We start from the raw sequence: 20,664 nt of genomic DNA, 5'->3' as shown, positions 1-20,664 counted from the left end.
ACTCCTGAGGGTCGGCGTGGGCTTCGATGCCCGGAACCGTAGCCAGAAATTGGGCAGTTGCGCAATGCGTTCGCCCAATACGAATGTATAAGGCGTTTGTTTCAGACGATCGCCTGGCGCAAGCGTTCAGGGCGTTGTTAGGCTCCGCCGCATGGGAAACCGGGAGAAGCTGCTGGAGGCGGCCGGTCAGTGCCTCTTCGCGAAGGGCTACGAGCGCACGACGGTCCGCGACCTCGCCTCCGCGGCGGGTGTGAGCATGGCGGCGATCGGCTATCACTTCGGCTCGAAGGAAGCGCTGCTCAACCAGGCGCTCTTCGAGGCGCTCGACTCGGGGGGCCAGGCCTTCGGGCCCTCGGAGGGCGACGCCGGCCTCGGCGCGCTGTGGCGCCGGCTGATCGAGGCGTTCTCGGCCAACGAGACCTTCTGGATCGCCAACCTGGAGACCGTCCTGCGTGCCCAGCGCGATCCGGAACTGCGTGAGCAGGTGACCGCCGGGCTGCGCCAAGGGCGCAGCGGCATGGCGCGGGAGGTCACCGGAACCGCGGAGACCGAGCTCTCCGAAGCGACGATCCGCACCCTCGGCTCGGTGCAACTGGCCCTCGTCAGCGGTCTGATGATGCAGCACCTCACCGACCCCGGAAGCGCGCCCACCGCCGATGAGGTGCTGGAGGGGTTGCGGGCACTGGCCGCCCACCTTCCCGAGGCGGCACCCAAGGAGGCGTGAGGCCCGGCCCTCCCCGGGCCGGAGAAGTACGTGTACGTCCGCCGTGACCTGGCGAAGAAGCGCGTCCGCCGTGACCTGGCGAAGAAGCGCGTCCGCCGTGCGCGCCCAGCAGTTCCGCCGTACGCGCCGTCCGCGCGGCCCTTGGCGGCGCGCACGGCGCAGTCCATTATCCGGACGCGCCGTTGTCTGCATCCATGTTGTATCTATGCTGTGCGCATGCCTGCCCCAGCCTCCTCGCCCGTCCGCCCGCCCGTGAAGCGGCCCCCCGCCGCCGAGCGCGTCTACACCCACATCAAGGAAGCGGTCCTGGACCGCCGTTACGAGGGCGGGACGCTCCTCACCGAGGGCGATCTCGCGGACGCCGTCGGGGTCTCCCGCACGCCCGTGCGCGAGGCGCTGCTGCGGCTGGAGGTGGAGGGGCTGATCAAGCTCTACCCGAAGAAGGGCGCCCTGGTGCTCGCCGTCTCCGCGCAGGAGATCGCGGACGTCGTGGAGACCCGGCTGCTGGTCGAGGAGTTCGCCGTGCGCCGGGCCGTGCCCGCCTCCGCGAAGCTGATCGCCCGGCTGGAGGAGCTCCTCGATGAGCAGCGGCAGATGTCGGAGGCGGGTGATCTGGCGGCCGTCTCCGTGAAGGACCGCTGTTTCCACGCCGAGATCGTCCGGCACGCCGGCAACGAGATCCTGTCCCGCCTCTACGACCAGCTGCGCGACCGGCAGCTGCGGATGGGCGTCGCCGTCATGGAGGCCCACCCCGGCAGGATCGCCGCGAACATCACCGAGCACGGTGAGCTGCTGGAGGCGATCAGGTCCGGTGACGCGGACGGTGCCGCGCAGGTCGTGCGCCGCCATGTGAGCCGGGTCAAGGTGCTGGTCAGGGGGGAGGACCGGTGAGCTCCGCCGCCTCCCCCACCCTCTCCCTGCCCGGCGATCCGCCCGGCGGCCGGCGTGCCGCCCGGGTCTGGGGCGTCGGGGTCGCCGTCTACTTCGTCGCCATCATCTTCCGCACCAGCCTGGGCGTCGCCGGACTCGACGCCGCCGACCGGTTCGACGTCAACGCCTCCGCGCTCTCCACCTTCTCCATCCTCCAGCTGCTCGTCTACGCGGGCATGCAGATACCCGTCGGCCTGATGGTGGACCGGCTGGGCACCAAGAAGGTCCTCGCCATCGGCGCCGTCCTGTTCACCCTCGGACAGCTCGGCTTCGCGCTCTCCCCCTCGTACGGTGCCGCGCTGGCCTCCCGCGCCCTGCTGGGCTGCGGCGACGCGATGACGTTCATCAGCGTGCTGCGGCTGGGGACGCGCTGGTTCCCGGCCCGGCGCGGCCCGATGATCGGTCAGGTCGCCGCCCTCTTCGGGATGGCGGGCAACCTCGTCTCGACGCTGGTGATCGCCCGCTCGCTGCACGGCCTCGGCTGGACCACCACCTTCGTCGGCAGCTCGCTGGCCGGGGTCGTGGTGCTGGTCCTGCTGCTGCTCTTCCTGAAGGACCACCCGGAGGGCCACGAACCGCCGCCCGCGGAGCACGCCGGAGCCGCGTACGTGCGCAAGCAGATCGCCGCCGCCTGGCGGGAACCCGGCACCCGGCTCGGAATGTGGGTGCACTTCACCACGCAGTTCCCGGCCATGGTGTTCCTGCTGCTGTGGGGCATGCCGTTCCTGGTCGAGGCGCAGGGGCTGAGCCGGGGGACGGCGGGCGAGCTGCTCACCCTGGTGGTGCTCTCCAACATGGCCGTCGGCCTGGTCTACGGCCAGATCATCGCCCGGCACCACGCGGCCCGGCTGCCGCTCGCGCTGGGCACGGTCGCGGCGACGGCACTGCTGTGGGCGTCGGCCATCCTGTACCCGGGCGACCATGCGCCGATGTGGCTGCTGATCACGCTGTGCGTGGTGCTCGGCGCCTGTGGGCCCGCGTCGATGATCGGCTTCGACTTCGCCCGCCCGGCCAACCCGCCGGAGCGCCAGGGCACCGCGTCGGGGATCGTCAACATGGGCGGCTTCATCGCGTCGATGACCACACTGTTCGCGGTCGGCGTGCTGCTGGACGCGACCGGCGACAACTTCCGCATCGCGTTCGCCTCGGTCTTCGTCCTGGAGGCCCTCGGCATCACGCAGATCCTGCGGCTGCGGCTCAGGGCCGCGCACCGGGAGCGCGAGCACCATGTGATCAGCCGCGTGGAGGCCGTGCACGTACCCGCGTGACCGCCCGGCGTGACCGCCCGGCGTGACCGCCCGGCGTGACCGCCCGGCGTGACCGCCCGGCGTGACCGCCCGGCGTGACCGCCCCGTGTGACCGCGAAAACGGCGGCGGCGCGCCCGTCCCCCCTGCGGGGCGGGCGCGCCGGTTGCCGTGACTGCGAAGTGACGGGGACGGGCTACGGAGTGACGCGCTACGGAGTGACGGCGAAGTTCCGCAGGATGGCGGCGGCCAGCTCCTGATCGCCCTCGGTCTTGATGCCGTCCGCGACCGTGCTCGCCCGCACCCGGCCGCAGGCCAGCCGTACGTACGTCTCCCAGTCCATCGCCAGCGTCACCGCGGGACCCAGCGACGGCGCACCGTCCACGGAGCCGCGGCCCTCCGCGTCGACCCGGACCGTCCGCAGGAACTCCACCGGACCGTGCACATCCAGCACGACGGCCGAGTTGGCCGGTGCGCCCGCGTCCTTGGCGACCACCGCCGGCAGCGCGGCCAGCAGCGTGTCCCGGACGATCACGGCACCGGGGGAGTCCAGGTTGCCGGGCTTCCCCAGCGTCGTCCGCAGATCCTGCTCGTGCACCCAGACGTCGAAGGCGCGCATCCGCAGCGCCAGTTCGAGGGTCTGCTCGGCACCGAGCGGCGCGCGCGTCATGGTTTCCGGGTCACGCGTCTCGTTGCGCAGCTGACGGGACCGCCGGATGATCGTGTACTCCAGCTCGGAGGTCATCTCCGGCGCGGTGTGGTGACGCCGCACATCGACCTGCATCTCCATGTAGCGGGCGAAGTCGCTCTGCACATGGTAGAGATCGCGCGGCAGGGTGTGGATGGGGCGCGGGTCACCGAGCTGCTCACACTCCATGCCGATGATGTGCGACACGATGTCGCGCACCGACCAGTTGGGGCATGGAGTACGGCCGTTCCACTCCCCCTCGGCGAGTGGGCTCACCAGCTCGGCTATCGACTCGATGGAGTGGGTCCAGGCATCGGCGTAGGTCTGGAGGCTGGGATGGACGGTCACGGGACCCCTCGGGCGGTTCTGCGGTGCATGGGCTGGAGAACTGGGCGCGGACGGCGGGCTGCGGGCTGCGGGCTGCGATGAGGTTCGGTCGCTCCAAGTTACGCTGCGAGCAGGCACCCCGGCAGTGCTTTCGTGTGACGATCGTAGGCCCGTGTTGACGGCTCATATGCCAGGACGGTGGTAGTGTGCGCGCCTCTCTCATCCAGATCGCAGTAGACCCGGACGAATCCATCGACGCGCGCAGAGAGCGGGCGGCTTCGCTGGTCGCGGCCCAGCGGGGCGCGGATCTGGTGGTCCTGCCCGAACTCTGGCCGGTCGGAGCCTTCGCCTACCCGGTGTTCGAGACCGAGGCCGAACCGCTGCTCGGCCCCACGCACGAGGCGATGTCCAAGGCCGCCGCCGACGCCGGGGTCTGGCTGCACGCCGGCTCCTTCGTCGAGCGGGCCGACGACGGCACCCTCTACAACACCACGCTCGTCTTCACCCCCGAGGGCGAGCGGGCCGCCGCCTACCGCAAGATCCACCGCTTCGGCTTCGACAAGGGCGAGGCGGTCATGATGGGCGCCGGAGAAGAGCTGGTCACGCTCGCTCTTCCGCAGACCACGATCGGTCTCGCCACCTGCTACGACCTGCGCTTCCCGGAGATGTTCCGCGGGCTGGTCGACGCGGGCGCCGAGACCCTGGTCGTCGCGGCGGGCTGGCCCGAGCGCCGCCGCGCCCACTGGACACTGCTCGCCCAGGCGCGGGCCGTCGAGAACCAGGCGTACGTGCTGGCCGTCGGCTGCGCCGGTACCCATGCCGGGGTCCCGCAGGCCGGGCACAGCATCGTCGTCGACCCCTGGGGCGAGGTGCTCGCGGAGGCGGGCGCGGACGAAGAGGTGCTGAGCGTGGAGTTCGACCCGTCCCGGGTGGCCACCACCCGGGAGCAGTTCCCCGCGCTCAAGGACCGCCGACTGGGACTAGCACCGCCGACAGTCCTCGGATAGCCGGGGCCCTTCAACCGGGACCCCCTTTTCGGGCCGGTGCCTGTTTCACGTGAAACAGGCACCGGGTGTGCTCAGTCCTCGTGCTCCTTCTCCGCCAGCACGATCACGCACACCGCCACCGCGATCAGCAGCGGCGTGTCGGCGTCCTCCCGCACGATGTCGATCCCGTACGTGTCCCGGACGGACAGCCAGCGGCGCGAGATCTGGGCCAGCAGCTCCCCGTCGTAGTCCACCGCGAACTCGCGGTCCAGGATCTTGCCGCTGACATCCAGCTCGGTGCCGTCCGCCAGGGTCACCCGGTAGTGATTGCGCAGCAGCGACAGATGCTTCCGCTTGACCTTGGCGAGCTGCTCGCCGTCCCGCTCGATGAGCATCGTGTCCCGCAGGCTCAGCAGCTTCTGCTTGATCTCGACGACGATCCGGCCCTGCGCGTCCTTCAGCTCGAAGGTGTCGCGCACCCGCATGGCCTTGCCGTCGACGAGGAAGACCTTGTGGCCGTCGGCGTCCTCGATCCAGTAGTCGTCACCGATACTGAAGAGTCGTTCACGTACGAGAAGTCTCATGGCTCACAGGTTCCCCGAGGTACCTGTGGAATGCGTGGACGCCACGGTGATGTTCACGGTCGACATGGCAACACGTGCGCGCGTCAGGGCCCCCGAACTGATCGGCAAGGGCGGCTGGCTCAATCCAGGCGACCAGCCCGACAGCCGCCTGGTTCCTCAACGTGTAGTGGTATCGCACGAATCGGCGACGAACTGCGCCGTAATGAGAACTGTGCCAACTCTGTCGGGCCTCGTGTTCTACGATGCCAGCAGTTATGGAAGACGAATGGGAAAATGCAAAGTTCCGGCATCCGGTCGGCAGTAAGACTCACGGAGTGGTCCGTATCCGACGCCCGTTCGGGGTGTTCATCGAGCTCGACGGCGCTCCCGAAGTGATCGGATTCCTGGACATTGCCTCGTACAACCCCAATCCACCGGTGCTCGACCTGCCTGGGGTTGGAGCAAGAGTCTCTGTCGAAGTGGCGTTCCACGACGAACGAAAGAGGCAAATCAGAGTTCGGGTGGGTGAACCGTTCTGGAATGATTCGACACCGGATAGGGAAGAGCCTCTTCCGTCCTGATCAGATGGCGAGTTCGAGGGGGCTCTTGACCAGCACTGCTGCTCTCCGAGTCGGGTGAGGAAGCAGCGGTCATGGGATGAGGCGGGGGTCCGAAAGCGGGCCTTCGAGACCGTCGGCGTATTCCCATCTCCGAGTCCTTACGGGTGGGGTTCCCCGCGCCGCAGCAGGGGCGGGGCAGGGCGCGCGCAGGGAAGAGCGCCGGTAGTGGCACCCTTGGACGCATGAGCAAGCGAGCCCGCGTCCGCGCCCCTGAGCTGCAAGGACGGTCCTGGATCAACACCGGCGGCAAGGAGCTGTCCCTCGCGGACTTCCGAGGTCGCACACTGGTGCTGGATTTCTGGACGTTCTGCTGTGTGAACTGCCTGCATGTCCTCGATGAGCTGCGCGAGCTGGAGGAGAAGCACCGCGACACCCTGGTGATCATCGGCGTCCACTCGCCGAAGTTCGTCCACGAGGCGGAGCACCAGGCCGTGGTCGACGCCGTCGAGCGGTACGAGGTGCACCACCCGGTGCTCGACGATCCCGAGCTGGCGACCTGGAAGCAGTACGCCGTACGCGCCTGGCCGACGCTCGTCGTCGTCGATCCCGAGGGCTATGTCGTCGCCCAGCACGCGGGCGAGGGCCACGCCCACGCCATCGAGAAGCTGGTCGAGGAGCTGGAGGCCGAGCACGCCGCCAAGGGCACCCTGCGGCGTGGCGACGGGCCGTACGTGGCGCCCGAGCCGGTGGCGACGCATCTGCGGTTCCCCGGCAAGGCGCTGCTGCTGGACGACGGCGGCTTCCTGGTCTCCGACACCACCCGCCACCGGCTGGTCGAGCTGGAGGCGGACGGCGAGACCGTCCGGCGCAGCTTCGGCACCGGCGACCGCGGGTTCACCGACGGCGGGCCCGAGGAGGTCCGGTTCAGCGAGCCGCAGGGCCTGACCGTGCTGCCCGACGGGCGGATCGCCGTCGCGGACACGGTGAACCACGCGATCCGCGCGCTCGACCTCACGACCGGCGTGACGACCACCCTCGCGGGTACCGGCCGCCAGTGGTGGCAGGGGGCGCCCACCAGTGGTGCAGGGCGTGAGGTGGACCTCTCCTCGCCGTGGGACGTCGCCTGGTTCGACGGCAGGCTCTGGATCGCCATGGCGGGCGTCCACCAGCTGTGGACGTACGACGCGGAGGACGGCACCGTGCGGGTCGCGGCCGGGACGACCAACGAGGGGCTGGTCGACGGTCCGGGAGCGGAGGCCTGGTTCGCCCAGCCGTCCGGGCTCGCCGCCACCGCCGAGCGGCTCTGGGTCGCGGACTCGGAGACGTCCTCACTGCGCTATGTCGACCTGGAGGGCGCCGTCCACACCGCCGTCGGCACCGGGCTCTTCGACTTCGGCCACCGCGACGGGGCCGCTGAGCAGGCGCTGTTCCAGCACCCGCTGGGCGTCACCGCGCTGCCCGACGGATCGGTCGCCGTCTGCGACACGTACAACCACGCCCTGCGCCGCTACGACCCGGCGAGCGGTGAGGTCAGCACGCTCGCCACGGATCTGCGCGAGCCCAGCGACGCCGTGCTGGTGGACGGCGATCTCGTGGTCGTCGAGTCCGCCCGGCACCGGCTGACCCGGCTGCGGCTGCCCGAGGAGGCGGTACGCGTCGCCGACTCGGCGCACCGCACCCAGCGCGCCGCCACCGAGATCGCCCCGGGCACGCTCCGGCTCGACGTCGTCTTCCAGGCGCCCGCCGGTCAGAAGCTGGACACCCGGTACGGGCCCTCGACCCGGCTGCTGGTCTCCTCGACCCCGCCGGAGCTGCTGGCCGGGGGCGAGGGCGCGGGCACCGACCTGTTCCGCGACCTGGTCCTCGCGGACGGGGTGACCGAGGGCGTCCTGCACGTCTCCGCGATGGCCGCGTCCTGCGACGACGACCCCGCGAACGAGTACCCGGCCTGCCATGTCCACCAGCAGGACTGGGGCGTCCCCGTCCGCGTGGTCGCGGAGGGGACGCCCCGGCTGCCGCTCGTGCTCGCGGGGATGGACGAGCAGGGCTGACAGCCGTACCGGGGACGGGGAGGGTTCGGACGCGGGCGGCTCAGAAGTCGTCGGCGCCGTTGCGCAGCTCGTACGTCCAGTAGCCGGTCCTGTACGCCGCCGGGTCGACGGCGATGCCCTCGGCGCCGGGTGCCCGCACGGTGGCCTGGCCGCTGCCGCCCTGGAGCCACACGGCGAACGCCGTCACGGGCTGCACGTCCTCGTCCGCGCCGCCGTTGGACAGCTTCACCAGCGCGTACGCGGGTGCGCCCGCGTCGAGCACGATGCGGGTGGCCGGCTTGCTCTTCGCGACCGAAGGGATGTTCTGCTTGTGGCTCTCCAGGAACTGGATCTCCGGGAAGCCCTTCATCTCGCACCTGTGGCCCGAGGTGTTCTTGGCCGTCAGGACGATGTGCGTGTAGAGCGGGCCGTCCTGGGTGGCGGCAGTGATCCTGACGTCCTCGGTGGTGCAGAGCGGGGCGCTCGCGGACCCGGTGGCGCCCTTCGCCGCGCCGCCGGTGCTGCTTCCGGTCCCGGTGCCGCCGTTTCCGCTGCCGCCGGTGGTGGTGCCTCCAGCGGTGGTGCCCTTCGCGGCCACGGAGGTCTTGGCGGCGGAGCCGGAGCCGGTGGCGGACTTCGCGGCGGAGGCCGGTGCGGCGTTGTTCGCCGGGCCCTCCGACCTGGTGCCGGTGCCGCTGTCACTGCCGCCGCAGGCGGTGAGCGCCAGGGCGAGTACGGCGGTGGTCGTGGCGGCCAGGGCCGTGGCGCGGCTGCGGGTCCGGAAGGCAGACATGGAATTTCCCCCGAGTGTGACGGTGAGACGAGAGCCCGGTGCGGTGGTGAGTCGCCCCCGGCGTGCTGACAGCCATGAGTCTTCCGGGCACCGCTGACGCCTCGCTGACGTGCGGCTAACGTTCCGCTGACGTGGTCCGCACCCCGGCCGCCGCCCGGCTCAGCTGTCGTCGGCGAGCCGCCGCACCGCCCGTTCGTACCGCCGTACGTACTCCGCCCCCGAGGCCACCCGCAGCAGCGCCTCCAGCGCCCGTACCGCGCCCTCGTCGTACCCGGCGCGCTCCGCCTCCGCCGCCGCCTGGTCCAGCAGCCGGACGCCCTCGTCCTCCGCGCCGAGGGCGAGGTGCGCCTCGCCGCTGACGGCCAGCAGGAGCACGCGCCGGGCGGCCTCCTCGTGCTCGGGGCCCAGGTCGAACGCGGTCCGGGCGCAGTCCAGCGCCTCCTGCGGCCGCCCGGCCACGAGCCGCAGCCTGGCCAGGTGCTGGAGGGCGAGCATCTCGGTGTGCGCGTCGCGCTCCCGCCGGGCCAGCGCGACGGCCCGCTCGCAGCCCTCCAGCGCCTCGTCCAGACCGCCCTGCTCTGCCTGGACGACGGCCAGGTTGATCAGCGCCGTCGCCTCGCCCAGCCGGTCCCCGGCCTGCCGCGCGAGACCGGGCGAGGGCTCCAGCAGTGCGGCGGCCTCCGTGGTCCTGCCCTCCTCCGACAGCACCCAGCCCAGCAGGTTGCGCACCCGCGACTCGGCGTACGGGTCGTCCCGCGCGACCGCCGCGTCCAGCGCCAGGCCCAGGGCCGGTGCCCAGCCGTCCCGGACCCGCCACACCACGTGCGGCCACTGGAGCAGGATGATCCGCCAGGCCCGGTCGTCGAGACCGGCGCCGCGCGCGGCGGCGGCGGCCAGGGACAGGTCCTCGCGCTCGGTGGCCAGCCAGCTCATCGCCTCTGCCCGGTCGGTGAAGTCCCGTACGGCGGCCGGCCTGCGGTAGCCCTCCGGCAGGACGAAGCAGGGCTCGCCGCCCGGTTCCGCCGTGTCGGCGGCGGCGAGCGCGGTCGCGATGCAGTGGTCGAGTACACCGAGCAGGGCGTCCGGGCCGGACTCGGGATCGATCCCCCGGGCGTAGAGGCGCACCAGATCGTGCAGCTCCCAGCGTCCGGGGCTCGTCTCGCTGACCAGGTGGGCGGCGGCGAGCCGCTCCAGCGCCGCCGCCGCGACGACCGGATCGCTGCCGGCCAGCGCGGCGGCGGTGTACCGGTCGAAGTGGCTGCCGGGGTGGTGGCCGAGCCGGGCGAAGTGGTGGACGGCGTCCGGCGGCAACTGTTGCACGGTGAGCCGCAGCGCGGCGGAGACCCCGGTGTCCTCCACGTCGAGATAGCTCAGCCGGCTGCGCTCGTCGGCCAGTTCGTCGGCCGTCCCGGCGAGCGTCCGGTGCGGGCGGCCCGCCAGCCGGGCCGCCGTGACCCGCAGGGCGAGCGGCAGTCCGCCGCACAGCTCGGCCAGCCGACGGGCCGCCACCGGTTCCGCGAGCACCCGCTCCTCGCCCAGCACCCCGGCCAGCAGCGCGGTGCCGTCCGGCGGTTCGAGCACGTCCAGCGGTACCGGGCGGGCGGCGTCGGAGGCGATGAGGCCGTCCAGCCGGTGCCTGCTGGTGACCAGCGTGACGCAGTCGGTGCCGCCCGGCAGCAACGGCCTGACCTGGGCCGAGTCGCGGGCGTTGTCCAGCACGACGAGCAGGCTGCGCCGGTCGGTCAGCGAGCGGAAGAGCGCGGCGGCGCCCTGGACGGACTCCGGGACCCGGCGGGGCGCGACACCGAGCGCCAGCAGGAACTCGCGCAGCACCTCCAGCGGCGTCGGCTGCCCCGTGTCGCCGAACCCGCGCAGATCGGCGAAGAGCCGCCCGTCCGGGAACGCGGCGGGGGCGCGGCGCGCCCAGTGCAGGGCCAGCGCGGTCTTGCCCACCCCTGCCGGTCCGGTGACCAGGCAGATGGGCGCCTCGCCCGCCGCCGCCCGGGAGAGCGCGGCCAGCTCGGCGGCCCGCCCCTGGAAGCCCCGGGGGGCGCGCGGGAGCAGATCGACGGGGTGGGGTTCGACGCCCCGGACGCCGCCCGGTGCACCTGCGGCCGACGCGCCTGCGGCCGACGGACCTGAAGCAGACACCCCGACAGCAGACACCCCGACAGCAGACAGCCCGACAGCGGGCACCCCGGCGGCAGGAGCCCCTGTCGCGGGACCGCCCCCCGCAGCCGTACCCGTACCCGTGCTTGTGCTCGTATCCGTCGCACCACCGAGCCCGTTCGGCTGCGGCTGCTGGTCGCCGCGCAGGATCCGGGCGTACGCGTCCGCCAGCTCGCGGCCGGGGTCGATGCCCAGCTCGTCCGCGAGGAGCCGCCGGGTGCGGTGGAACCAGTCCAGCGCCTCCGACTGGCGCCCCGAGCCGTGCAGCGCCGACATCAGGGCCGCGGCGAGGGACTCCCGCATCGGATGGGCCACGGCCTCGTCCCGGAGCACCGCCGCCGCCCGGTGGTGCTCGCCCAGCTCTGCGTAGGCGTGCGCCAGCTGCTCGACCGTCGTGAGCCGGGACTCCTCCAGCGCCTGCGCGGCGGCCTGGAGCGGTGCGCTGGGGTAGGTGCCGGTCAGCGCGGGCCCCTCCCACAGCGACAGGGCCTCCCTCAGCATCAGCACGCTGTCGGCCGGACTGCGCTGCTCCCGGGCCAGCATCAGGAGTTCCTCGAACCGCTGGGAGTCCAGCAGGGTCTCCGGCACCCGCAGCACGTACGCGTCCCCGAGCGTGGTCAGCTCGACCCCGTACGCCTCCGCGTCCGCGCCGGTCAGCAGGGCGCGCAGCCGGGACACATGCCCCTGGATGACCGTACGGGCGTGCAGCGGCGGGGCGTCGTCCCACAGGGAGCCCGTCAACCGGGCCACGGAAACGGGGGTGTTGGCGCGCAGCAGGAGCGCGGCGAGCAGGCTGCGGCGTTTGGCGGGGCCGAGTGGCAGCGGACCCGTCAGCGTGTCGACGCAGACGGTGCCCAGCAGCCGGAACTCCACGAGCGGCTCCCCTTCCGGGTGTGACGCGCCCGGTGCCGGGTCACGGACAGGGCGCCAGAATATCCGGCGCCGCCCGGGGGCTGGGAGGGGGTGCGCCCGGTCCACGGGGCGCACCCGCCCGGGTCACAGGTGGCGTTCGTCCTCGGAAACCACTGTGGTGGTGGGGGGTACGACCATGCGGCGGCGCCGCATGACACTCGCGTAGACGAACACGCCGATGATGCCGACGATCATCATGATCCAGCCGACCATGTCGACGTTGACGCTGTCCATCTCCCAGTCGGTCGCGAAGGCGAGTATCGCCCCTGCACCGATGAGAAGGATGCATCCTCCGAGTCCCATGAGTTCCGCCTCCTCGACGCCCCGGAAGCTCCGGGCCGTGTATCGAGCGGATACCCGGCCCGGCAACACCCATGTCCGAGAACACGGTTGGTGTTTCGGTCAGCCCGCCAGGAACGACGCCAGGGCGGTCGCCAGCAGGTGCGGGTCGTCGGCCCCGCACAGCTCACGGGCGCTGTGCATCGACAGGATGGCGACGCCGATGTCGACGGTCTGGATGCCGTGCCGGGCGGCGGTGATCGGCCCGATCGTGGTGCCGCAGGGCATCGAGTTGTTGGAGACGAACGTCTGCCACGGCACGCCCGCCTTCTCGCACGAGGCCGCGAAGACGGCCCGGCCGCTGCCGTCGGTCGCGTACCGCATGTTGACGTTGGTCTTGAGGATCGGTCCGCCGTTGACGACCGGGTGGTGCGTCGGGTCGTGCCGCTCGGCGTAGTTGGGGTGGATCGCGTGGCCGGTGTCGGAGGAGAGGCAGACGGTCCCGGCGAAGGCGCGGGCCCGGTCCTCGTACGTACCGCCGCGGGCGAACACCGAGCGCTCCAGGACCGTGCCGAGCAGCGGTCCGTCCGCACCCGTGTCGGACTGCGAGCCGTTCTCCTCGTGGTCGAAGGCGGCCAGTACCGGGATGTACGGGATCTCCGCGTCGGGCTGTCCGGCGACGGCGGCGAGCGCGGCGACCGCCGCGTGCACCGAGAGCAGGTTGTCCATCCGGGGCCCGGCCACCAGCTCGCGGTCACGGCCCAGGTAGGACGGCGCCTCGACGGGGTGCGGCATCAGGTCCCAGCCGGTGATGTCCTCGGCGTCGACCCCCGCCTCCTCGGCGACGAACCGGATGAGGTCGCCCTCCTCCACGTCGCCCAGGCCCCAGATCGGCTGCATGTGCTTCTGCCGGTCGAGCTTGAGCCCGTCGGGGTTGGCCGACCGGTCCAGGTGCACGGCCAGCTGCGGGACACGCAGCAGCGGCCGGTCGATGTTGACCAGCCGCTGCGTGCCTCCCCCAGAGCCTCCGGCCTGGGAGGTGCCCCCTCGGAGCGAGATGCGCCCGGCGAGGCCGAGGTCCCGGTCCAGCCAGGTGTTGAGGAGCGTGCCGCCGTAGACCTCCACGGCGACCTGCCGCCAGCCGTGGGCGCCCGTGTCGGGCAGCGGCTTCACGCGCAGGTTCGGTGAGTCGGTGTGCGCGCCCGCGATCCGGAACGGGGTGTGGGCCTCGGCGCCCTCCGGCACGTACCAGGCCACGATCGCGCCGCCGCGCAGCACGTACTTCCCGCCGCTGGACCCGTCCCAGGCCGCCGTCTCCTCGACCTGCCGGAAACCGGCCCTCTCCAGCCTCGACGCGGCGGTCGCCACGGCGTGGTACGGGGAGGGGCAGTCCATCAGGAAGGCCATCAGATCGTCGGTGTGCCCGCGGTCGAAGCGGAGGGAAGAACTCATGTTCTTCACTTTAACCAGGCATGAGCGGGAGTTTTCACCGTCGCCCCCCGGTGACGCACCGCTATCGTCCGGTCACCGCGGCGGACGGCTTCTCGCCGTCCTGCGCCTGCTGGGCCCGGTCCGCGACCATCGCGGCGAGGGCCTTGACCTCCGCGTCGGGTACGGCCGACTTGCCCTGGGTCCCGGTGCTGATGCCCAGGACGAGGGTGCCGACCCGGAGTTGGGTGATGGTGGCGGGGCCGCCCATGGTGCCCGTTCCGGCCCGGTTGGCCTCGCGCTCCGCCCCCGGCTCACCTATCCCGACCGGTTTCGCGCCCACCCCGACCCTGTCCCCGCCGTAGTACGCGTTCAGCGCGTCATAGGCGGCGTCGGCCGTCTTCTCGTCCTTGTAGGCGAGGGTCCAGAAGTTCAGCGAGGTCACGTCGGGCTTGCGGACGAACGAGGAAACGCCCCAGAACGTGATCTCCCCGCAGGTGGCCTGCCGCTTCTTCTTGTCGGGCACCTGGCAGACCGGCGGCGGGTACTCGGCCACCGGCTTCTGCGCCTCCGGCTCCGCCACGGTCCGCCAGCCCGGCAGCGCCTTCGCGTCCGGCAGCACCGACAGGAGCTCCGCCTTGCCGAGCGCCTTCGAGGCGTCCCCGCCACCGCCGTCCCCGCCACCGCAGCCCGCGAGCAGCAGCGCCACCGTCCCGACCGCCGCGCCCCGTACGTACCACCGCTTGCCCGGACGACTCATGTGCCGGCCTCCCCCTCGGAATCGGGCTCCGATCATAGGGAAGGCACGGACGGCGGCTGTCAGAGCGTGTCGATCGCTGTCAGATCGATATCGATGTCGTAGGGAACGGAGAGCTTGAGCCGGTCGCGGTGGACGCCGGTGGAGACGTAGGTCTTGTGCGTCGCGTCGTATTCGTACGTCCACACCGCGGGCCGGTCGTGCTCGCCGCTCATCTCGACCCGCCAGAAGTGCGGGATGCCCGCCGCCGCGTACTTGTGCGGCTTGGTGTCACGGTCGCGGTCCTCGGAGTCGGGCGAGACGACTTCTACGGCGAGCAGGACGTCGGCGGCTTGGTACCGGGTCTGCCGAAGGCCTCCCTCACCGTCCGCCTTCACCACGACGAGATCCGGCTCCGGCACATTCCGCCTGCCCAGTACGACCGCCATCTCCCGGCGTACCCGCAGAGCCTCGGGAACGTGCAGGCGCAGCCCCTGCTCCAGCAGGTACATCGCCAGCGTGTGGAATTTTCGCTGCGGACTCACGAAAACCAGGCTCCCGTCGATCAGCTCTGTGTGCGGCGGGAGGTCAAGCGTGAAGAATTCGTCCACGGTGTAGCCGTCCTCCGGCGGGACCGGCCACGTGGAATCGTCGCGGCGCAGCTGCGACGCTTCGGGCAGTGCCTCGGCAGTCATGGTTCCTCCCATGGACGGGATTCTCGGACCTTTACTCAGCGTACCCACCCCATACGACAGCACCGCCACCCGAAAGCGTGTCCGGGTGACGGTGCGTGTTGACGATCTTGAGCGGTGAAGCCTAGAACGCGGCCTCGTCCAGCTCCATCAGGGAGTTGTCGACGGACTCGGCGAGTGCGCGCTCCGCGCCGACGCCGGGCAGGACGTTCGCGGCGAAGAACTTCGCGGCGGCGATCTTGCCCTGGTAGAAGGCGACGTCCTTGGCGGAGGCGCTCGGCAGTTTCTCGGCGGCCACGGCCGCGCCCTTGAGCAGCAGGTAGCCGACGACGACATCGCCGGAGGCCAGCAGCAGGCGGGTGGTGTTCAGGCCCACCTTGTAGATGTTCTTCACGTCCTCGCCGGTCGCGGTGAGGTCGGTGATCATCGTGCCGACGATCGCCTCCAGGTCCACGGCGGCCTTGGCGAGCGAGTCCAGCGCGCCGGACAGCTCCTCGTTGCCCTGGGCGCCCGCGAGGAACTTCTTGATCTCCTCGGAGAGCGCGTTGAGCGAGGCGCCCTGGTCGCGGACGATCTTCCGGAAGAAGAAGTCCTGGCCCTGGATGGCCGTCGTGCCCTCGTACAGCGTGTCGATCTTGGCGTCACGGATGTACTGCTCGATCGGGTACTCCTGGAGGTACCCGGAGCCGCCGAAGGTCTGGAGCGACTGCGCGAGCTGCTCGTACGACTTCTCCGAGCCGTAGCCCTTCACGATCGGGAGGAGCAGGTCGTTGAGGCCGTGCAGCGCCTTCGCGTCCTCGCCCGCGGTCTCCTTCTCCTGGATCGCGTCCTGGACGGAGGCGGTGTAGAGCACGAGCGAGCGCATGCCCTCGGCGTACGCCTTCTGCGTCATGAGGGAGCGGCGCACGTCGGGGTGGTGCGTGATGGTGACCTTGGGAGCCGTCTTGTCCATGAACTGCGACAGGTCGGTGCCCTGGACGCGCTCCTTGGCGTACTCCAGCGCGTTGAGGTAACCGGTCGAGAGCGCCGCGATGGCCTTCGTGCCGACCATCATGCGGGCGAACTCGATGATGCGGAACATCTGGCGGATGCCGTCGTGCTTGTCACCGATCAGCCAGCCCTTGGCGGGGTGCTGGTCGCCGAACGTCATCTCGCAGGTGTTGGACGCCTTGAGGCCCATCTTGTGCTCGACGTTCGTCGCGTACACGCCGTTGCGCTCGGCCAGCTCGCCGGTGGTCCAGTCGAAGTGGAACTTCGGGACCATGAAGAGCGAGAGGCCCTTGGTGCCCGGTCCGGCGCCCTCGGGGCGGGCCAGCACGTAGTGGATGATGTTCTCGGACATGTCGTGCTCGCCCGAGGTGATGAAGCGCTTCACACCCTCGATGTGCCAGGAGCCGTCCTCCTGCTCGACGGCCTTCGTGCGGCCCGCGCCGACGTCGGAACCGGCGTCCGGCTCGGTCAGCACCATCGTCGAGCCCCACTGCTTCTCGACGGCGATCTCGGCGATCTTCTTCTGCGCGTCGTTGCCCTCGTCGAAGAGGATGCCGGCGAAGGCCGGACCGGAGGAGTACATCCACACGGCCGGGTTGGCGCCGAGCAGCAGCTCCGCGTAACCCCAGATCAGGGAGCGCGGGGAGGTGGTGCCGCCGATCTCCTCGGGGAGGCCCAGGCGCCAGTACTCGGAGTCCATGAACGCCTGGTACGACTTCTTGAAGGTGTCCGGGACCGGTGCGGTGTTGGTCTCCGGGTCGAAGACCGGCGGGTTGCGGTCGGCGTCGGCGTAGGAGTCGGCGAGCTCGTTCTCCGCGAGGCGGGTGACCTCGTCGAGGATGCTCTTCGCGGTCTCGACGTCCATCTCCGCGAACGGTCCGGTGCCGTACACCTTGTCGCGCCCGAGGACCTCGAAGAGGTTGAACTCGATGTCGCGGAGATTCGACTTGTAGTGCCCCATGGGAAGGCTCCGTAATCAATAGCAGTGGCGCGCAGCGCCCCGTGGAGGGGTGGCCCGGACTCGCGGACGGGGTCGTTGTCAGGTGACCCCGTACGATGATGCTACCCGCCAGTAATAAGACGCAACCCCTCAAGGTGGAGATGTGTCCGATTACTCTTTGTCCCATGTACGGCTACGACCAGAATCAGGGCGCACAGCAGCCGATGGGTGGCGGCTACGGCGAGCAGCCGCTGTATCCCGAACCCTCGCCGCCCTCGCTGGGCGACGCGGTACGGGCCTTCACGACCGGCTCGCTGGCCGCGGAGGACTTCCAGCAGATCTTCGCGACGTCGAAGGTCTACTGCCCGCGCGGTGACAACCCGGGCTTCCTCGCGCTGCACAACACCCAGCAGCCCGTCATCCCGATGTTCACCACGCTCAAGGAGCTGCGGCTCTACGCGGGCAAGGAGTCCAAGTACTTCGTGATCACGGGTGCCGAGGTGATCGACCTGCTGCCCACCGGCTACGGCTTCGTCCTCGACATGGAGGGCGAGCACCGCATGGTCTTCGACGCCAAGGCGGTGGAGCAGATGGTCGACTTCGCGATGCGCCGGATGTACGGCTGAGAGCCCAGCCCGATCCGGACGAAAGGCCCTGACCGCCTCTCGCAGGGCTCACCGCTCCTGTGCTGCGGGCAGGCCGCGGGCGCGCAGGACCCGGCGCTGCACCGGTCCGAAGACCCCCGTCTCGACCACCACCCCGACGGCCAGGATCACCAGGGCGGCGGCCAGCACCGGGCCCAGGCGACCGCTGCGCCGCCCGGCGTCGAGCACCTGGCCGAGGCCGGGCAAGGGGGTGGACGCCATGAGCTCCGCCGTCATCAGGGCCCGCCAGCCGAACGCCCAGCCCTGCCGGAGCGCGGCCACCACACCGGGCAGGGCGGCCGGAAGCAGGACGTGGCGCACCCCGGCCGCTCCCGTCGCCCCCATGGTCCGGCCCGCCCGCACCAGGAGCGGCGGCACCTGGTCCAGCGCGGTGAGGACCCCGGTCGCCACCGAGGGAACGGCGCCGAGGAGCACCACCAGGTACACCGCGGCCTGCGAGGTGCCGAGGCAGATCACGGCGATGGGCACCAGGACCGCCGCCGGCAGTGACTGGAAGGCACTCAGCGCCGGAGCGAGGGGCACCCGCAGGAACCCGAACCGGTGCAGCAGCAGACCGAGGGGCACCCCCACCGCCGCGGACGCCGCGAACCCCGCGAGGCAGCGGCCCAGGCTGTGCAGCAGTCCTGGGCCGAGCGTCCCCGCGGACCAGGCGTCGGACAGGTCGCGCAGGACCGCCGCCGGTGCGGGCAGCACCGGCGACAGTCCGAGCAGGTGAACCAGCTGCCAGACGCCCGCCACCAACAGGACCGCAGAGCAGCCCGGCCCGACGCGGGCCGCGAGGCGCCTCACCGCTGCTCCGGTCAGGCCTCGGCGAAAGCCCCCGCCGGGCGACTCCCGGGTACGGCCGGAGGCGGGCCGCCCGGCTCCGTCGGGCAGCGCGTTCGCCGGGCGGGCCGCGCTGTCAACAGCGGGCACGGCGGTCGGCCTCCTCGCCGAGCCGGGCCGTGATCTCGTCGACGAGACGGGCCGCGTCCGGGGCCTTGGCGCCTCGCGCGGAGCGGGGGCCGACGGACCACTCGGCCACCACCCGGCCGGGCCCCGGCGCCATCAGCACCACGCGGTCCCCCAGCGCCACGGCCTCCCTGACGTCGTGGGTCACGAAGAGCACCGTCGCCCCCCGTTCCGCGCAGACGCGGACGAGCTCGCCGTGCAGCGTCCCCCGGGTCACGGTGTCGAGCGCCGCGAACGGCTCGTCCATCAGCAGCACGTCCGCGCCCTGCGCCAGGGCACGGGCCAGGGCGACCCGCTGGCGCATGCCGCCGGACAGCTCGTGCACCCGGTGCCCGTAGTTCTCGGGGAGCCCCACCAGGGCGAGGAGGCTCCGGGCCCGGTCGCGGCGGGGGCCGGGTGGGACGCCCGCGAGGCGGAGCGCCAGTTCGACGTTCCGGCCCGCCGTGAGCCACGGGAACAGGGCGTGGTCCTGGAACATCACGGCGGGACGTCCGCCCGTGACGGAGATCCTCCCCGCGCTCGCCGTCTCCAGCCCGGCGACCAGGTGGAGCAGGGTCGACTTGCCCGAACCGGAGGCACCGACGACGCACACGAACTCGCCCTTCGCGAGCCGCAGATCGACGTCCTCCAGCACGACGCGACGGGCCGCACCCGTGCCGTACCCCTTCGTGACGCCGCAGACCTCGACGGCCGTGGTGTTGTGCCCCGTCATCTCAGAAGTCCCAGCCCGCGGCGTCCGGTTCGGGGATGCCGGTGGCCGCGGCGGCGAAGGAACCGCCCGCCATCCCGGCGGCGAGCGTGGTTCCGTCGGCGGGGTCGATCAGCAGGAACGAGCCGGTGCGGCGCGAGTCGGCGTACGCGTCGAGCGCGAGCGGTTCGGCGGTGCGTACGAGGACGCGGCCGATGTCGTTGGCGACGAGCTGCCCGGGGGCCGGGTGCTGGGAGAGGTCGTCGAGGGTGAGGCGGGAGGGGATGTCCTTGACTATGGCTTTGACGGTGCGGGTGGTGTGTTTGATCAGCACTCGCTGGCCCACGGTGAGGGGCCGGTCCGCGACGTGGCAGACGGTCGCCTCGACGTCCTGGGTGGTGGGGGGCGCGTCGGTGCTCGGCACGATGAGGTCGCCGCGCGAGATGTCGATGTCGTCCGCCAGTAGGAGGGTGACCGACTGCGGCGCCCGCGCCGTGTGCACGGACCGGCCCAGCAGGTCGATCCCGGTGACTGCCGAGGTGCGGCCGGACGGCAGCACGGTGACCGCGTCGCCCACCCGGAAGGCCCCTGCCTCGATCCGGCCTGCATAGCCCCGGTAGTCGCGGTGCTCGGCCGTTTGGGGCCGGATCACGTACTGGACCGGGAAGCGGGCGTGGCAGTCGGTGAGGTCGTGGCTGACCGGGACCGTCTCCAGGTGTTCCAGGACGGTCGGGCCGCCGTACCAGTCCATGTGGGAGGACGGTTCCACCACGTTGTCGCCGGCCAGCGCGGAGATCGGGATCGCGGTGGCCGCGGGGATGCCGAGCTCGGCCGCGTACGCCGTGAACTCCCTGGTGATTGCGGCGAACACCGGTTCCGCGTAGTCGACCAGGTCCATCTTGTTGACCGCGAGGACCACGTGCGGGACCCGCAGCAGCGCGGTCAGCGCCGCGTGCCGGCGGGTCTGCTCGACCACGCCGTGGCGGGCGTCGACCAGGATCACCGTCAGTTCGGCGGTGGAGGCGCCCGTGACCATGTTGCGGGTGTACTGCACATGGCCCGGGGTGTCGGCGAGGATGAACCGGCGCCGGGGTGTGGCGAAGTAGCGGTAGGCGACATCGATGGTGATGCCCTGTTCGCGCTCCGCGCGCAGTCCGTCGGTCAGCAGTGCGAGGTCGGGTGCCTCCTGGCCGCGCTTGCGGGACGCGTCCTCGACCGCCTCCAGCTGGTCGGTGAGGACCGACTTGGAGTCGTGCAGCAGCCGTCCCACGAGGGTGGACTTGCCGTCGTCCACGGACCCGGCGGTGGCGAAGCGCAACAGGGTCGCCGGCGGTCTGACGCCGGGCCGCTGAATCGTCTCGGTCATCT

19 protein-coding genes are annotated in these 20,664 nt (G+C 71.4%); 7 read left to right on the top strand and 12 right to left on the bottom strand.

Annotation, left to right across the window (positions count from 1 at the left end; genetic code table 11):
* Window positions 1-151 precede the first annotated feature (151 nt).
* The 3 genes from OG892_RS19460 to OG892_RS19450 all read left to right on the top strand — a co-directional run bounded on the left by OG892_RS19460 (window position 152) and on the right by OG892_RS19450 (window position 2,922).
* A complete protein-coding gene (locus tag OG892_RS19460; protein ID WP_371629831.1) occupies window positions 152-724 on the top strand; it encodes a TetR/AcrR family transcriptional regulator in 573 nt (190 codons plus the stop codon).
* A 216-nt stretch (window positions 725-940) separates the two neighbouring features.
* A complete protein-coding gene (locus OG892_RS19455) occupies window positions 941-1,615 on the top strand; it encodes a GntR family transcriptional regulator (protein ID WP_073733728.1) in 675 nt (224 codons plus the stop codon).
* Window positions 1,612-2,922, top strand: coding sequence for a nitrate/nitrite transporter (locus OG892_RS19450; RefSeq protein WP_371629830.1), 1,311 nt, complete (start codon window positions 1,612-1,614; stop codon window positions 2,920-2,922). The genes OG892_RS19455 and OG892_RS19450 overlap by 4 nt, the downstream gene beginning before the upstream one ends.
* 188 nt (window positions 2,923-3,110) lie before the next feature.
* On the opposite strand, the gene OG892_RS19445 is transcribed toward OG892_RS19450, so the two are convergent.
* Window positions 3,111-3,935, bottom strand: a complete 825-nt coding sequence (locus OG892_RS19445; protein WP_371629829.1) for a maleylpyruvate isomerase family mycothiol-dependent enzyme — start codon at window positions 3,933-3,935, stop codon at window positions 3,111-3,113.
* A gap of 185 nt (window positions 3,936-4,120) precedes the next feature.
* Here OG892_RS19445 and OG892_RS19440 point away from each other — a divergent pair, with 185 nt between their 5' ends.
* Entirely contained in the window at window positions 4,121-4,921 is an 801-nt protein-coding gene (locus tag OG892_RS19440; protein ID WP_371629828.1) for a carbon-nitrogen family hydrolase, read from the top strand.
* Between the two features lie 71 nt (window positions 4,922-4,992).
* On the opposite strand, the gene OG892_RS19435 is transcribed toward OG892_RS19440, so the two are convergent.
* A complete protein-coding gene (locus OG892_RS19435; RefSeq protein WP_371629827.1) occupies window positions 4,993-5,484 on the bottom strand; it encodes an LURP-one-related/scramblase family protein in 492 nt (163 codons plus the stop codon).
* A 254-nt stretch (window positions 5,485-5,738) separates the two neighbouring features.
* On the opposite strand from OG892_RS19435, the gene OG892_RS19430 reads away from it, so the two are divergent.
* Together OG892_RS19430 and OG892_RS19425 are read left to right on the top strand one after the other, a co-directional pair.
* Window positions 5,739-6,044, top strand: coding sequence for a hypothetical protein (locus OG892_RS19430; protein ID WP_328866332.1), 306 nt, complete (start codon window positions 5,739-5,741; stop codon window positions 6,042-6,044).
* A 221-nt stretch (window positions 6,045-6,265) separates the two neighbouring features.
* Window positions 6,266-8,074, top strand: coding sequence for an NHL domain-containing thioredoxin family protein (locus tag OG892_RS19425; protein ID WP_371629826.1), 1,809 nt, complete (start codon window positions 6,266-6,268; stop codon window positions 8,072-8,074).
* Between the two features lie 40 nt (window positions 8,075-8,114).
* Here OG892_RS19425 and OG892_RS19420 read toward each other — a convergent pair whose 3' ends face one another.
* From OG892_RS19420 to OG892_RS19390, 7 genes are all read right to left on the bottom strand, one after another.
* Window positions 8,115-8,846: a DUF4232 domain-containing protein gene (locus OG892_RS19420; RefSeq protein ID WP_371629825.1), complete on the bottom strand. Its 732-nt coding sequence runs from the start codon at window positions 8,844-8,846 to the stop codon at window positions 8,115-8,117.
* 159 nt (window positions 8,847-9,005) lie between these two features.
* On the bottom strand, window positions 9,006-11,888 hold the full coding sequence (locus OG892_RS19415) for a BTAD domain-containing putative transcriptional regulator (RefSeq protein WP_371629824.1): 2,883 nt from the start codon (window positions 11,886-11,888) through the stop codon (window positions 9,006-9,008).
* 123 nt (window positions 11,889-12,011) lie between these two features.
* Window positions 12,012-12,230, bottom strand: coding sequence for a DUF6458 family protein (locus OG892_RS19410; RefSeq protein ID WP_073733335.1), 219 nt, complete (start codon window positions 12,228-12,230; stop codon window positions 12,012-12,014).
* Between the two features lie 99 nt (window positions 12,231-12,329).
* On the bottom strand, window positions 12,330-13,658 hold the full coding sequence (locus OG892_RS19405) for a M18 family aminopeptidase (RefSeq protein WP_073733336.1): 1,329 nt from the start codon (window positions 13,656-13,658) through the stop codon (window positions 12,330-12,332).
* Window positions 13,659-13,719: 61 nt separating this feature from the next.
* The gene (locus OG892_RS19400) at window positions 13,720-14,394 is read right to left on the bottom strand and encodes a hypothetical protein (RefSeq protein ID WP_371629823.1); all 675 of its coding nucleotides are present in this window, start codon (window positions 14,392-14,394) and stop codon (window positions 13,720-13,722) included.
* A 59-nt stretch (window positions 14,395-14,453) separates the two neighbouring features.
* Window positions 14,454-15,077, bottom strand: coding sequence for a Uma2 family endonuclease (locus OG892_RS19395; RefSeq protein WP_073733338.1), 624 nt, complete (start codon window positions 15,075-15,077; stop codon window positions 14,454-14,456).
* A 109-nt stretch (window positions 15,078-15,186) separates the two neighbouring features.
* Window positions 15,187-17,013 carry an acyl-CoA dehydrogenase gene (locus tag OG892_RS19390; RefSeq protein ID WP_073733339.1) on the bottom strand — a complete coding sequence of 609 codons (1,827 nt, stop codon included), beginning with the start codon at window positions 17,011-17,013 and terminating at the stop codon, window positions 15,187-15,189.
* A gap of 164 nt (window positions 17,014-17,177) precedes the next feature.
* On the opposite strand from OG892_RS19390, the gene OG892_RS19385 reads away from it, so the two are divergent.
* The gene (locus tag OG892_RS19385) at window positions 17,178-17,618 is read left to right on the top strand and encodes an SseB family protein (protein ID WP_018522179.1); all 441 of its coding nucleotides are present in this window, start codon (window positions 17,178-17,180) and stop codon (window positions 17,616-17,618) included.
* Window positions 17,619-17,666: 48 nt separating this feature from the next.
* On the opposite strand, the gene OG892_RS19380 is transcribed toward OG892_RS19385, so the two are convergent.
* From OG892_RS19380 to OG892_RS19370, 3 genes are read right to left on the bottom strand one after another with little or no spacing between them, the layout of a single operon-like run.
* On the bottom strand, window positions 17,667-18,572 hold the full coding sequence (locus tag OG892_RS19380; protein WP_371629822.1) for an ABC transporter permease: 906 nt from the start codon (window positions 18,570-18,572) through the stop codon (window positions 17,667-17,669).
* Window positions 18,559-19,320: an ABC transporter ATP-binding protein gene (locus OG892_RS19375; RefSeq protein WP_371629821.1), complete on the bottom strand. Its 762-nt coding sequence runs from the start codon at window positions 19,318-19,320 to the stop codon at window positions 18,559-18,561. The genes OG892_RS19380 and OG892_RS19375 overlap by 14 nt, the downstream gene beginning before the upstream one ends.
* A 1-nt stretch (window position 19,321) precedes the next feature.
* Window positions 19,322-20,662 carry a sulfate adenylyltransferase subunit 1 gene (locus OG892_RS19370; protein ID WP_371629820.1) on the bottom strand — a complete coding sequence of 447 codons (1,341 nt, stop codon included), beginning with the start codon at window positions 20,660-20,662 and terminating at the stop codon, window positions 19,322-19,324.
* Between the last annotated feature and the right edge of the window lie 2 nt (window positions 20,663-20,664).

Source organism: Streptomyces sp. NBC_00341 (assembly GCF_041435055.1).
Classification (GTDB): domain Bacteria; phylum Actinomycetota; class Actinomycetes; order Streptomycetales; family Streptomycetaceae; genus Streptomyces.
The sequence above is the reverse complement of the archived record's forward strand: the minus strand, read 5'-3'. Positions and strand labels throughout refer to the sequence as shown.

Excerpts from the sequence above, each read along its gene's own strand:
- OG892_RS19460 (WP_371629831.1), top strand. The coding sequence starts at position 152 with ATGGGAAACCGGGAGAAGCTGCTGGAGGCGGCCGGTCAGTGCCTCTTC.
- OG892_RS19455 (WP_073733728.1), top strand. The coding sequence starts at position 941 with ATGCCTGCCCCAGCCTCCTCGCCCGTCCGCCCGCCCGTGAAGCGGCCC.
- OG892_RS19435 (WP_371629827.1), bottom strand. The coding sequence starts at position 5,484 with ATGAGACTTCTCGTACGTGAACGACTCTTCAGTATCGGTGACGACTAC.
- OG892_RS19430 (WP_328866332.1), top strand. The coding sequence starts at position 5,739 with ATGGAAGACGAATGGGAAAATGCAAAGTTCCGGCATCCGGTCGGCAGT.
- OG892_RS19425 (WP_371629826.1), top strand. The coding sequence starts at position 6,266 with ATGAGCAAGCGAGCCCGCGTCCGCGCCCCTGAGCTGCAAGGACGGTCC.
- OG892_RS19420 (WP_371629825.1), bottom strand. The coding sequence starts at position 8,846 with ATGTCTGCCTTCCGGACCCGCAGCCGCGCCACGGCCCTGGCCGCCACG.
- OG892_RS19410 (WP_073733335.1), bottom strand. The coding sequence starts at position 12,230 with ATGGGACTCGGAGGATGCATCCTTCTCATCGGTGCAGGGGCGATACTC.
- OG892_RS19405 (WP_073733336.1), bottom strand. The coding sequence starts at position 13,658 with ATGAGTTCTTCCCTCCGCTTCGACCGCGGGCACACCGACGATCTGATG.
- OG892_RS19400 (WP_371629823.1), bottom strand. The coding sequence starts at position 14,394 with ATGAGTCGTCCGGGCAAGCGGTGGTACGTACGGGGCGCGGCGGTCGGG.
- OG892_RS19395 (WP_073733338.1), bottom strand. The coding sequence starts at position 15,077 with ATGGGAGGAACCATGACTGCCGAGGCACTGCCCGAAGCGTCGCAGCTG.
- OG892_RS19390 (WP_073733339.1), bottom strand. The coding sequence starts at position 17,013 with ATGGGGCACTACAAGTCGAATCTCCGCGACATCGAGTTCAACCTCTTC.
- OG892_RS19385 (WP_018522179.1), top strand. The coding sequence starts at position 17,178 with ATGTACGGCTACGACCAGAATCAGGGCGCACAGCAGCCGATGGGTGGC.
- OG892_RS19375 (WP_371629821.1), bottom strand. The coding sequence starts at position 19,320 with ATGACGGGGCACAACACCACGGCCGTCGAGGTCTGCGGCGTCACGAAG.
- OG892_RS19370 (WP_371629820.1), bottom strand. The coding sequence starts at position 20,662 with ATGACCGAGACGATTCAGCGGCCCGGCGTCAGACCGCCGGCGACCCTG.